Raw genomic sequence first — 12224 nt, forward strand, 5'->3', positions numbered from 1 at the left:
CCGTTTCCAAAAAAATCAGAGCGGCAGCCTTGGGCTGCCGCTCCTTTTTTATCCCGTATGGGCCGGACAACAGGTCAGGCTTGTTTCTTCTGCGATAAGATCCATTCCCGTACCGGGGCCGCCGCGGGTTGCCAGCCCAGGAGCTGCCGGGCCTGCAATGCCCGTACACGGCTATTGGAGCCCAGGGCAAAACGTGCCCAATCGCCCAGTTCGGCAAGGGCATCGCCCGCAGGCCAGGAGCGGGTCGCACCGCCAAAACCCAGGGCTTCGCTGACATAACCCGCCAGTTCTTTATACGACGCTTCGCCGTTTTCGGCAAAGAAGTAAGACCCGGTGGGCGCTTGTTCCAATGCCAGTTGGTACAGGGTTACCAGGTCGGCGATATGTACATTGGACCAGCGATTAAGGCCTTCGCCCATATAGATGCCTATACCTGCCTCCTGCGACTTGCGAAAGACGACCGGCAACTGATCGCTGGACACATCGAGGCCCAGGCTTTGTCCATATACCATCGAAGGCACGATCACCACAGTACGGATCCCCCTTTCCCTGCCGGCATGGAGTACCCGTTCATTAAGGGCAACGCGGGCCCTGCGGATGTCCATCGGGGTAAACGGAGTGGTCTCGTCGTAGATAAACGGGCTTTCCGTTGCGCCCAGCGCATCATCGCCAACAACACTGGATCCGGAGGTATGTATAAAAGTTTTGCCGGTTCCTTCAAGCGCCTGTAACATCACCGCGACGGCCTGCTCGTGGTCTGCATCTGCCGTATGGATCACCGCATCGCTTTGGGCCGCATATTGCGCCAGCAATGCTACGTCGTCCAGGGTACCCACTACGGGCATTATGCCCAGAGCCTGCACAGCTGCGGCTTTTTCCGGGTTGCGGACCAAGCCGTAAACGGCATGCCCCTTGTTCTTTAAATGAACGGCAACAGAACTACCGATGTATCCTGTTGCGCCTGTTAAAAAGATATTCATGCGTATGTATTTTAATCCGGCAAAATTCCAGTAGTTTCATCTATTATTAAAATAACCTGGATTATACCATTCAATTATAATTATTATAAACACAACTAAAGGTCCTCTTCAAATGGACGTTATTTTTTGCACTATTTTACATAAATTATAGTTATTTCGCAGTGTTAATAAATGCTATCGTTTTATCTTGTATGCCGATAGCAATGGTACAAGGCGCACATGCCTGATGGCTGATTTTACTGATTATTATTCTCTACATTATGTCAAAATCTACAATGCTGGCTACATTGGCGCTGGTCCTGCTGGGACCTGCTGCAACACAAGCCGCGGATAACTACTGGAGCCGTTTCGAAGGGAAAGAGGCCCCTTCCCGTTCCCCGATGACCGTTAAGCCGAAAGATTATCGGGTTTTCGCACTCGACCAGGCGCGCATGCAAAGCTTCCTGAACAGCCTGCCGGCCAACGATCAGCAGGCCCGTGCCCTAACCTTGCCCACGCCGGGCAATGGCTTCCGTACCTTCAGGGTATGGGAAACACCCGTTATGGAGCCCGAATTGGCCCGTCAATTCCCCGAAATCCGCACCTATACCGCAGTTGCCGAGGATGATCCGAATGTAACCGCAAAAATAGACTATACCCTGTACGGCTTCCGCGCCATGGTTTACGACGGCAGCCAATCCTTCTTTATCGATCCCTACAGCAGGGATGCTGACGGTTTTTACCTCGCCTTTTATACCGATAAAATAACCCAGTCGTTCCAGGGCAACTGCGGGCTCAATACCGACCTGCCCGCCCCGGATAACGGCGCACGCACAACGGTAAACGAAGGCAATGATTTCCAGAACCTGAAAAAGACCAATGGCAGCCAACGCCGTACTTTCCGCCTTGCCCTCTCCTGCACCGGCGAATATGCGATATCCGTAACCGGCGTCGCTACGCCTACGGTAACGCAAACCATGAACATCATCGTGAGCACGGTTAACCGTATGAACGGGGTGTATGAACGCGAGGTATCCGAAAGCTTTAAACTGGTTGCCAATAACCAGAACATCGTTTACGTAAACCCTGCTACTGATCCGTTCAGTACGGCAGAAGCCAACAGTAACCAATCGCTGCTTAACCGCGGCGGTAATATCGATACCGTAATCGGTGTACAGAACTACGATATCGGGCATACACTCAGCACTGTAGGCGGCGGTATCGCCCAGCTCAATACCTTATGCGCAGCCAGCAACAAAGGCTTTTCGGCCAGCGGTTCCGGCGGCCCCGACGATATCATCGCCATTACCCACGAGCTTGCCCACCAGCACTCTGCCAAACATACCTTCCAGTCCAAAGGCGGCCAATGCGGCGGCCAGCAAAGCGAGCAGGATGGCTACGAACCCGGTGGCGGCGGTACCCTGATGGCCTATGCCAATGTATGTACCGGCGATGTGGTACAGGAAGGACAAAGCCTGTACTGGCATGTAAACAGCCTGAGGCAGATTACCACCTATGTAGCCACGATCCCGACCTGCGGCAGTACCGTAACCGGCAATGCCCCGGTAACCGTACCGGCTGTCAGCAGCACGCCGCTGTTTATCCCGAAAGAAACCCCTATAGAACTGACCGCACCGCTGGCAACTATAGCAGGCACCGCGCAGATCACCTATTGCTGGGAACAATATGATATCGGCAATGCCGGTGGTAAGGAAGCCGAAAACGGCGATGCCACAGAAGGCCCGTCCTTAAGGTCTTTCTACCCCGATACCAGCCGTTCCCTTTCCCACCCGCCGGTAAGCACCATCATCAACAATATGTATGAAGAGCCCGGTGAACGCCTGCCCAAAAAGGTACGCGACCTTAATTTCAAATTAACGGTAAGAAGCCTGAACCAGGGTTGGGGTACCTTTAATACGACCGATAACAGCCTGGTGTTAAAAGTAGATGCCAATGCCAGCAAATTCAGGGTTACTTCGCAAGCCGACCCCGAAACCTGGGAACCCGGTCAAACCAAGACCATCCGTTGGGATGTAGGCGGTACAGACGGCGATTCCGTACGCTGCAAATGGGTAAACATCTACCTTTCCCGCGATAACGGAAAAAGCTTCCCCTACCTGCTGGTAGCCAATGCGCCCAATAACGGCAGCTATAATGTGACCGTACCGAATGTATATGCCGAGCAAGCCAGGGTTAAAGTAAAAGGATCGGGCAATGTGTTCTTCGATGTCAACAAAGGCGTGATTAAGCTCAACGGCGATCCGACGGGTATTAAAGACCAGGACAATGAAGATATTGCTGCAGTATACCCCAACCCGGCTACCCGCCAGGTATTTGTCCGCACCAAAACACCAAACGCTACATTCAGGGTGGTGCTGTTCAATATACTCGGACAGCAAATCAGTAAAGGTGACTACAAAGGTGAGTTTACGCTCGATGTGGCCCATCTGCCAAGAGGCGCTTATTTCCTGAGCCTGACAGACAACAATACTGCAAAACAATCGGTTAAAAAGATCGTGCTGCAATAAATGGTATCCTTTTGATACCAGTCAGGATACAGTCTTATATAGTATACTGCAAGGTATAACCAACAATCCGGGCCAATCCCAGTTAAAGGGGATGGCCCGGATTTTTTTAGGTCCGGGTACTATCGATAGCGCGCCTTTGGGAGAACCCGGGCCGCCCAACTAAAGCTTACCAGGGCAATATACGCCAGCTTATCCCCGGGTATTTGCCCCGAATTGCGCTATGGCCCAGTCCTGCAGGGCCTGCGTAACCGGTTTGAGCGATAGCCCTTTTTCCGTGAGCGAATATTCCACCGTAGGCGGTACCGTCGCATAAGCCTGCCGTTTTACGATACCCTTGCTTTCGAGCTGCTTCAGCTCCTGGACCAGCATGCGGGTATTGATCCCGGTTATACTGCGTTCGAGTTCTTTAAAACGAAGCGTCCCGCTCATCAGCGTATTGATAATGGACATGGTCCATTTACCGGAAATAAGGTCCATCGTTTCCCGAAAAGGACAGGGCGCAACTTTTTTGATTTCTTTTTTTGTTTGTAAGGCCATGAGGATCAACAATGCTTTACTTCCTGTTATTATTTACCAAAAAGATAACTACTTGCAAATATAAACCAGGGGTCAGACATTTGCGGTCTAACCAATACCACCCCATATGTCTATAATTGCTATCGAACAATACATAACCACCAGGCTGCCGGGCGCTACCCGGCTTGAAAGCGCCGGTTATATCTTTTATTTCTACGGGCAGGAGCAGATGATGCCCTTTTTGACCCTGGCCACAGCCGACCAGGAGGGCGACCGGGACTCGAACCTCGACCGGGAAGGCGTATACCGGGTAAATATAGGATTGCCCAAAGAACAGTACCAGGGCTTGTTGCCGCATACCGGCGCCGCGCCCGACTATACCGCGCTGAACGTATGGATGCCTCATCCACACTATGCCAAACAATATTATGTATGCATTCTCAACCCCGAAGGCGACAACCTATCCCGGAGCTTCGGGCTGATCGATGCGGCCTACAACCTGGCCCAAAAGCGTTACGAAAAGAAACACGGGGGCTCCGGAAGCATACCCGGAATTTGATCCGCTTCATTGCGATCCGGGGTATTAGGCCCATGCAGCAACGCCATCCCGGATAAGGGATGGCGTTGCTGGTTAATCCTATCCAGGATTAAAGGCAATACTTTATGATCACTAGTTCGTCTTTTCCAGCGTACCTACCTGTGTACCGCAATCCTGTTCGAAGCGTAAGGCGCTTACTTTACCCGTTTCGTCCTTAGTGAAATACAAACGGAAATGATCGGGCTTCTGCTGGATCGTATAGGCGCCGTCGGTTAAGCGGTAAATCCTCAATCGCGGGCCGGAGCCGGAAGGTTGAAGGTAAAGCCCCTTCGGATCCGCTCCCACTACAGCTACCGTACCCGGAGCACGGCCATAACTGCCCATAAGCGTTTGCTCTTCCGTAGCCACAGCCGGGTGGAGGTGCAGGGTTTGCATGGCAGGCCATTGATAAGTATTGGCTATGCTGCGGATCACATCCAGGGCCAGGGTAATCCCATCGTCGGAATTGGTCATTACGATGGCGCCCTGCCCTTCTAAGGTACCGAACAACAAAGCGGTATAACCCGCATTATTACCCGAATGCCAAAAGGCCGATACGTCTTTATATCCTTTCAGGTGCATGCCCAGGCCGGTAGTATTGATCTGCGGCCGCAGCATCTCCCGCAACAGGCTGCTATCGGGAAGTATAGTTGATTGTCCCTTGCGGCCTTTCTGGATCTCCAGCACCAGCAGGGCCAGGTCATAAGATGTAGTCCAGAAGCCGGCTGCAGCCATTTCGGGATATACTTTATATTTCAGTTTTTTATCGACCTTCCCCTTTTCATCATGTCCGCGGGCCATATTGTTATTACCCTGTACGTCGGGGCAACACGCGTAAGTACTGTGTCTCATGTGCAGGGGACTGAACAAAGTAGTGGTTACATATTGCTCAAAGCTTTGCCCGCTAAGGTCTTCGATAAGCTGCTGTACCACCAGGTAGCCGCCGCCTGAGTAACGCTCCGTTTTGCCCGGCTTTGTTTTTACGATCAGTTTCTTTTTTATATTGGCCGGGCGTTCGCCGTTAAGCATTGGTATCAGGCCCGGCAACGGTTGCTGCGGGTCATAACCTTCGAAGCCATAGTCATCGTCGAAACCAGCGGTATGCGACAACAGGTGGCGCAGGGTTACCTCCTGCTCCATACCTTTTGAGGCGGGTATTTTCCAGCTTTTCAATTTCTGGTTTACCGGTTCATCCAGGCCTATGCGTCCTTCTTTTATGAGTTGTAACGCGGCCAGCGCCGTTACCACTTTACCAATCGAGGCACATTGAAACAAGGTGGCCGTATCGACCAGGGAGCCGGGCTCCGAAACATCTTTAAGACCATAACCCCGGGTCCAGGTTATGCGCCCATTGTCGATCACTGTTACGCTGGCTCCATTTACCTTAAGTTCCTTCATCCGCTGGGGAATGGTGTAGGTAACATAATCCATATTGGGTTCGGCAAATATGCCCGCGCGTAGTGATTCTTCTGCGTTTTTTTGTGATGATGCAGGGTCTTGCTGGGCAAAGGTTTGCCAGCTGCCCGCCAGGGCAAGGAGAGATAAAAATAAAGAACGCATGCTTGGTTTGATGGTTTTTAGGGGATTAGCAATATACTGTTTATTTTCATGCCAGATTGCTTCTGCTCTTAACGTTAGGTTTGTTCTTTTAGTATCCGGTCGCCCTGTTTTTCACAGATAATGATTAGATTTGGTTTACCTGTCCGCAACCTCCCTATGCCCGCAAACGACCGATACGTGCCTGTTATACACCGGCAAGCCATTTATTACCGGGTCCTCACATGGCTAACCGGGATATTGCTGTGGTATTGCCCGCTACTGCCGGCATACGCCCAAACGGTATTGCGCCTGGAGCATATCGACCGGATCAGCTACCAGCCCGGCTCCGGGACACTTTCGTTTTATGAGCAGCAAGACACCTTATACCGCCAGGTATTCCCCGTGTTGGGCAACGTGATCGAAAACGGCAGTACACTGCCCCGCAAAACCGGCGCCTGGCAATGGTCACAGGACCTTTTCCACCCTGGCGACAGTATCGTCGACATCAACCAACTGGAAGCGGTCAGCGCAGCTGCGCTCTTCCGGCACCTGCAATACCGGTACCGGGTAACCGAAACCCGTAACGGGGATACCGCATACAGCATCCTGGGCCTGTTCAACCCGGGCAAGGCGCTGATACAAGACATCTACTACGATAAGAGCCGGCGCAACGACAGCAATGTAGTTGTGCCGGAATACGACTTTTACGTAAAAGACTTTGTGCTGCTACAGTTGCGTGCAGACCGGCATATCGTGCTGTACCAACGGGACGAAGGTTTCCTGCTGCCGCTGCACAGTGGTCTGTATATCTTCCTCAAAGATCATGCCTTTCATCGATTACCGGTGGAGCGGCTAAAGGCCGATGTTGCCTGGAAGAAAGAGGAAGAGCAGGTAAAACAAGTGGTACGCAACAACAACCTTCCTAACAATAACTATTTTGTTGAACATACCGATGACAACCGCGAAGTGCTTACCGACGATTTTGGTATCCGGTTATTACCGGGCACTTACGACCGTATAGAACGCACCCGGTATTTCCTGCTCGCCTCACGGGATCAGAAAACCACGGCCTGCAATATATTCCTGGAACCGCTGGCCCGGGAAGATACGGTACGCGCGCATAACCGGCAAAAGCATAGTTACGTATACACCGGGACCGACCTTGCCTGCAAGGAGCTGTTGCCCCCGGTTATGGATAGCATCAGCCGTTTCGACAACCAGGGTTACCTGAAGCTGCTGATCTGCCGCGATGGACTTAAAGGCATCTACCCGGTACATACCGAACCGGCATACCGCTACCTGGGCAAACCCACATCCGGTTTCGTACGGTTCCAACTAAAAAACGGGATAAAGGGCTGGCTTAACCTGCAACTTAAGGAAGAACTTACCGACCAGGATTGACAACAGGCCCAAGGCAGGCGATAAACATAACAACCCGGAGTACAGATTACGACTAAGGTAAAAAGAAGGGCCATCCGCCTTTTACAACAGGATAAAAACAATACAGGCCTTAGCGCCTCGCAGCCAACAGTTGCCGTATTGCGGCCAGGTGACAAAATAACACTACGGGTACTACGAATACCGGCAACCAGCTAAAGGGGAAATACAGGATAGCGATATTGGGCTGATCGAAGGCCAGGCGTTGTATGGGGGAAGGAGCAGCCAGTACCGCGCTCACGACAATATTGATCAGCAAAACAAGACCAGCAAGGTTCCAGGCCAGCAGCAGCCGCCGGTCAGGGCTTTTGCGGCGATGCACATAATAAGCGATCAAGGGGGGCGGAGATACCCGCCAGGATATCAAAATTATGTCCGGCGAAGGTCATAAGGCCCGGTACACAGCGATATACATACAAGCCATACAATACCAGTTCTACCGGGATCCGCACCACATGGATCCAGCTAAGCCTGTATAAAGGCAGCGCATCTATAAACCGCCGTCCGCGCGGCAATATAAACAGCAGTGCGATAACCAGTAAGGCAGGCAGAACTCCCATCCATAAAATAGCAGGGGGAAAGGAACGTGTATCGTCTACATACCGGCCCGATAACGTTAAGGCGGCCTGAAAGCCTAGCCAGGCTATACCTACGGCAAGCACGAGGCCGGGTTTACTGCGGCTACCGGCGGGGATAACATGTCGCCATGCCTGCATCAACAGGAACAAGGTAAGCAATACGTCAATGCGAAAATAAGCGGCAGGAAAAAAGGTAAGTGTTCGATCATATTTTTATACACAAGGAACCGGTGCAATGAAAAGCCCTGTAAAGCGTACAGCCATTATTAACCTGTGGTGCATTACCCCCGGGTGCATATGCCGCATCATCCCGCGGATCAATGGCTATGTAAAGCAGCCACCAGGGCCTGGTGGCTGCGGGTTAAAGGTTTTTTAAAAACTAAGCATCCGGGATTACGGGCTCTACCAGCTTTGCAAGTTTTTCGAGCGACTCCTGCCAGCCCAGGTAACACATCTCCGCTGGAATAACGGCAGGAATACCTTCCTGTGTAATTTTAATATCGGTACCAACCGATGTCTTACGCAGCCAAACGGATGTGATCATTTCGCCCGGCAGGTTAGGATCGTCGAACTTATCGGTGTATTTCAGGAATTCGCCGGGTTTGACTTCCAGGTATGTGCCGCCAAAAGAATGGCTGTTACCGGTACTGAAGTTCTGGAACGACATACGGAAAGTACCTTGCTGTTTTACATCCATTTCATGAACCGTGCACAGGAAACCATAAGGCGGCAGCCAGGAGGCAATGGCCAGGGCATCGGTAAAGGCCCGGTATACTTTGTCGGGCGAGGCTTTGAGTACGCGGTGTAAGGAAACGCTATTGTCTGACATCTTATTAATATTTAGGGTTCCTACTCTTATGGCTTTTCGGTTTCGCCCGTTTTTGACATGGTCGCTGCTCCATCTTTTGCCGCTCGCTTTACCGGTAAGCGATCAACAGTACAAAGATGATGGTAATATCCGACTCCGGCAGCGGCTGTATACGACAAACTAGCGGGTTATTTGCGACCCCGTAAAAGGGCACCAGGACTTGCGATAACGATAACGCCCTGCAATCCGTACTTTTACAGCAATATTCTTAAATATACCCGGATGAAGAGACCGGCAATCCTGCTCCACAAAGACGAACTGGGCCCTGTAGGCCTCGACCTGCAACCCATTTCCAGCCTGAATACCATGCAACATATCCCGCACCGGGACGACCATTATATGTTCGTGCTCCTGCAGGCCGGCAGCTTCGCATGGGAAGTGGACTTCAACAGGATTGTTTTACGCCAGCCTTCGGTATGCTTTATCGCGCCGGGCCAGGTACACCATTACCTCGACTTTAAACGGGCCAAAGGCTGGTTCGTATTTATAGACAGCCCCCTGATCTCCAGCCAATGCAGGAATATCCTCGACAGTTGCTTACATATATGCCAATCGGCCGGCATCGATAAGGGCGATACCCTCTTTACCCTGGTACCTGCGCTGGACGAAGTGCTGAACGGACCTGCACTCGCCCTGAAGAAAAGCCTGGCCGGCTCGCTGTCGGACACCCTGGCCGCACTGGTAGCTTCGAAGCTGGTACAGGCGCAGCATACCACCAACCTGGTAGGCGGGCAGAAGTACCATACTTTCGTACATTTCAAACAGATGATCAATACCCGCTACCGCGAAATGAAGCAGGTAAAGGCGTATGCGGCGGCCCTGCATATAACGCCTTTGTACCTGAACGAAGTGGTAAAAGAAATAACCGGTTTCCCGGCCAGTTACTGGATCCACCAGGAAGTATTGCTGGAAGCGAAACGTATGCTTTGTTATACCGCCATGGATGTAAAACAGATCGCCTATGACCTGGGTTACGAGGATCATGCTTACTTTTCGCGCTTCTTTAAAAGGCATGCCGGGATGACGGCATTGGCCTTCCGCGACACGAAACCATTATTTGTCCAATCATAGCCCTGAGATAGCCATCTGCCGGGCCCTCTACCCTTTCTAATTTTGTATCCGTAAAATTTATTCTTCAATACGATACAAAATGTCTGAAAAAAACCAAGCTATCCCCGGAATCCCTGAAAAGAGTTTTGCCGGGACCATTACCCCCGTTATCCTGTCTGTATTTTCCGTATACCTGACCGTGGGTATGACCCTGGGCACCCTGCCCGCTTATGTAAAAAATGAACTGCAATGCAGCGCCCTGGTGGTGGGCATCGTAGCCGGCCTGCAGTCGCTGGCCACCCTCTTAACCCGCGCTTATGCCGGCAAACTGACCGATACCAAAGGCGCCAAAACCAGCAAGCATGCCGGCCTGGCCCTGATCCTGCTTTCCGGCCTCATCTATATAGGTGCATCGATGATCGACACTTATATACTACCAGCCCTGTGCCTGATTATACTGGCCCGTATCGTGCATGGCATATCCGAAAGCCTGGCCGTTACCGGCGCACTCACCTGGGGCATAGGCCTCGTAGGCCCGCAAAAGTCGGGCAAGGTGATGACCTGGAACGGGATTGCCATGTATGCCGGCATAGCCGTGGGCGCACCGCTTGCGATCACCATGAAAAGCACACTGGGCATCAGTTATGTGTTTGCCACGATTATCCTGCTCCCGGTGCTCAGCTGGGTGGTTACTTACCGGCTGGCCAATTTGCCCGTCGATACGGGTCACGTACGGACACCCTTCTACAAGGTGATTGGCCTGATCGCGCCCCAGGGCCTGGGCCTGGCATTCGCTTCCATTGGCTTTGCCTGTATCTCTTCCTTTATCGCATTGCTGTTCAGCCAGCAGCATTGGGGCAACCCATCTATGGCCTTTATGACCTTCGGTGCATTTTATATCCTCACCCGGGTATTCTTTTCGTCCCTCCCCGACCGTTTTGGCGGTTACCGGGTAGCCCTGGTTTCGCTGGCTGTGGAGGTGGCAGGACAACTGCTGATCTTTACGGCATCCTCACCGGCCGTTGTGATCCTGGGCTGCAGCCTTACCGGCATTGGCTTCTCGCTGATCTTCCCAGCGCTGGGCGTACTGGCGATTAAAAAGGTAGCGCCGCAAATGCGGGGTACTGCGCTGGGCGCTTATGCCGCCTTCTTCGACCTAGCCTTAGGCCTGGCAGGGCCCGCAGCGGGCATCATAGCGGGTTGGTACAGTTACCAGGCAGTATATGTATTCGGCGCAGTGAGCGGGCTGTTAGCCGCCTTTATTTTATTCCTGAACAGCAAAAAAACAAGTCAGTCATGAACCCCATAAAAAAACAAGCCGAACGTTCGGTATTCACGGTTAAAGAAAAGATAAGCCTGAGCCCGCATTACACGCGGATCGTATGCCATATGTCCGACGAACAGGTATTATTGTTCAGCAGGGCCCGTGCCGGGGCCAACAATAAGATCTACCTGCCGCCACCCGGCATAACAACCGTAATCTTCCCGGGCGAGCCCGTACCCGAAGGCCTTTTGCCCGCGGTACAACGCACCTACACCACACGGCGCATAGACCCGGACCGGCAGGAGCTGTGGGTCGACTTTGTAGCCCACGGCGATACCGGTCCTGCCTCGTACTGGGCACACCGCGCCGGGCCGGGCAGCCAATTGGGTCTTGCCATGAAAATACCGGGCAGGCCACTGTTCCCGGAAGCAACCAATTACCTGTTTGTGGGTGATGCCACGGCGCTACCCGTTATCGCCACTATGCTGGAGCAGGTAGCGCCAACTGCACAGGTGACGACGCTGATAGAAGTACCCGGTAAAGCGGATGAATTGCCACTCCATACGAGCGCCAGCCTGCAGGCCCTCTGGTTCCATAATGAACAACTGGGGCCCGGCAGCCTGCTCGCAGACGCTGTGCCAGAAATAACACTGCCGGCAGATACGTTTGTGTTTGTCGCTGCAGAGTATCATACCGCGAAAAGGTTACGGCACTATTTCAAAGAGGAATTGAGCTGGCCAACGGCTAACTATTCAATTGTTTCTTACTGGAAGCAGGGCGAATCGGAAGACCAGTCGGAGATGCAGCGCCGGGAGACGACTCCGGTAAAGCCAGCTAACCAATGAGATCCTTCGCTGCGCTCAGGATGACGACTCCCTTTGATGAGATGCTGCGCTCAGGATGACAAC

11 protein-coding genes are annotated in these 12224 nt (G+C 52.4%); 6 read left to right on the top strand and 5 right to left on the bottom strand.

All coding sequences use genetic code 11. The annotated features are described in order from the left end of the window. Window positions 1-74: 74 nt before the first annotated feature. Complete coding sequence (locus B0I18_RS16205; RefSeq protein WP_106523777.1) at window positions 75-980, bottom strand: NAD-dependent epimerase/dehydratase family protein; 906 nt, start codon at window positions 978-980, stop codon at window positions 75-77. Between the two features lie 260 nt (window positions 981-1240). On the opposite strand from B0I18_RS16205, the gene B0I18_RS16210 reads away from it, so the two are divergent. Further along, window positions 1241-3487 (top strand): reprolysin-like metallopeptidase, encoded by a 2247-nt coding sequence (locus B0I18_RS16210; RefSeq protein ID WP_106523778.1) that lies wholly within the window; start codon window positions 1241-1243, stop codon window positions 3485-3487. A 189-nt stretch (window positions 3488-3676) separates the two neighbouring features. On the opposite strand, the gene B0I18_RS16215 is transcribed toward B0I18_RS16210, so the two are convergent. Continuing rightward, window positions 3677-4024 (bottom strand): winged helix-turn-helix transcriptional regulator, encoded by a 348-nt coding sequence (locus B0I18_RS16215; RefSeq protein ID WP_106523779.1) that lies wholly within the window; start codon window positions 4022-4024, stop codon window positions 3677-3679. A 106-nt stretch (window positions 4025-4130) separates the two neighbouring features. Here B0I18_RS16215 and B0I18_RS16220 point away from each other — a divergent pair, with 106 nt between their 5' ends. After that, window positions 4131-4562: a DUF6194 family protein gene (locus tag B0I18_RS16220; RefSeq protein ID WP_106523780.1), complete on the top strand. Its 432-nt coding sequence runs from the start codon at window positions 4131-4133 to the stop codon at window positions 4560-4562. Between the two features lie 111 nt (window positions 4563-4673). Here the strand turns inward: B0I18_RS16220 and B0I18_RS16225 are convergent, their stop codons facing one another. Then, window positions 4674-6140, bottom strand: a complete 1467-nt coding sequence (locus B0I18_RS16225) for a serine hydrolase domain-containing protein (protein ID WP_106523781.1) — start codon at window positions 6138-6140, stop codon at window positions 4674-4676. 177 nt (window positions 6141-6317) lie between these two features. Between B0I18_RS16225 and B0I18_RS16230 the strand changes: the two genes are divergently transcribed. Continuing rightward, window positions 6318-7520 carry a hypothetical protein gene (locus tag B0I18_RS16230; protein ID WP_146146771.1) on the top strand — a complete coding sequence of 401 codons (1203 nt, stop codon included), beginning with the start codon at window positions 6318-6320 and terminating at the stop codon, window positions 7518-7520. A 109-nt stretch (window positions 7521-7629) separates the two neighbouring features. Here B0I18_RS16230 and B0I18_RS25245 read toward each other — a convergent pair whose 3' ends face one another. After that, the gene (locus tag B0I18_RS25245) at window positions 7630-7893 is read right to left on the bottom strand and encodes a hypothetical protein (protein WP_219905992.1); all 264 of its coding nucleotides are present in this window, start codon (window positions 7891-7893) and stop codon (window positions 7630-7632) included. A gap of 620 nt (window positions 7894-8513) precedes the next feature. Continuing rightward, window positions 8514-8963: an SRPBCC family protein gene (locus B0I18_RS16240; RefSeq protein WP_106523783.1), complete on the bottom strand. Its 450-nt coding sequence runs from the start codon at window positions 8961-8963 to the stop codon at window positions 8514-8516. A gap of 261 nt (window positions 8964-9224) precedes the next feature. Between B0I18_RS16240 and B0I18_RS16245 the strand changes: the two genes are divergently transcribed. From B0I18_RS16245 to B0I18_RS16255, 3 genes are all read left to right on the top strand, one after another. Next, window positions 9225-10073 (top strand): helix-turn-helix domain-containing protein, encoded by an 849-nt coding sequence (locus B0I18_RS16245; RefSeq protein ID WP_106523784.1) that lies wholly within the window; start codon window positions 9225-9227, stop codon window positions 10071-10073. Window positions 10074-10152: 79 nt separating this feature from the next. Further along, entirely contained in the window at window positions 10153-11352 is a 1200-nt protein-coding gene (locus tag B0I18_RS16250) for an MFS transporter (RefSeq protein WP_106523785.1), read from the top strand. Continuing rightward, window positions 11349-12161, top strand: coding sequence for a siderophore-interacting protein (locus tag B0I18_RS16255; RefSeq protein ID WP_106523786.1), 813 nt, complete (start codon window positions 11349-11351; stop codon window positions 12159-12161). The genes B0I18_RS16250 and B0I18_RS16255 overlap by 4 nt, the downstream gene beginning before the upstream one ends. The last annotated feature ends 63 nt before the right edge of the window (window positions 12162-12224 follow it).

Source organism: Taibaiella chishuiensis, assembly GCF_003014535.1.
In the GTDB taxonomy this organism is placed as follows: domain Bacteria; phylum Bacteroidota; class Bacteroidia; order Chitinophagales; family Chitinophagaceae; genus Taibaiella; species Taibaiella chishuiensis.

Excerpts from the sequence above, each read along its gene's own strand:
- B0I18_RS16225 (WP_106523781.1), bottom strand. The coding sequence starts at position 6,140 with ATGCGTTCTTTATTTTTATCTCTCCTTGCCCTGGCGGGCAGCTGGCAA.
- B0I18_RS16255 (WP_106523786.1), top strand. The coding sequence starts at position 11,349 with ATGAACCCCATAAAAAAACAAGCCGAACGTTCGGTATTCACGGTTAAA.
- B0I18_RS16215 (WP_106523779.1), bottom strand. The coding sequence starts at position 4,024 with ATGGCCTTACAAACAAAAAAAGAAATCAAAAAAGTTGCGCCCTGTCCT.
- B0I18_RS16210 (WP_106523778.1), top strand. The coding sequence starts at position 1,241 with ATGTCAAAATCTACAATGCTGGCTACATTGGCGCTGGTCCTGCTGGGA.
- B0I18_RS16250 (WP_106523785.1), top strand. The coding sequence starts at position 10,153 with ATGTCTGAAAAAAACCAAGCTATCCCCGGAATCCCTGAAAAGAGTTTT.
- B0I18_RS16245 (WP_106523784.1), top strand. The coding sequence starts at position 9,225 with ATGAAGAGACCGGCAATCCTGCTCCACAAAGACGAACTGGGCCCTGTA.
- B0I18_RS16205 (WP_106523777.1), bottom strand. The coding sequence starts at position 980 with ATGAATATCTTTTTAACAGGCGCAACAGGATACATCGGTAGTTCTGTT.
- B0I18_RS16220 (WP_106523780.1), top strand. The coding sequence starts at position 4,131 with ATGTCTATAATTGCTATCGAACAATACATAACCACCAGGCTGCCGGGC.
- B0I18_RS16240 (WP_106523783.1), bottom strand. The coding sequence starts at position 8,963 with ATGTCAGACAATAGCGTTTCCTTACACCGCGTACTCAAAGCCTCGCCC.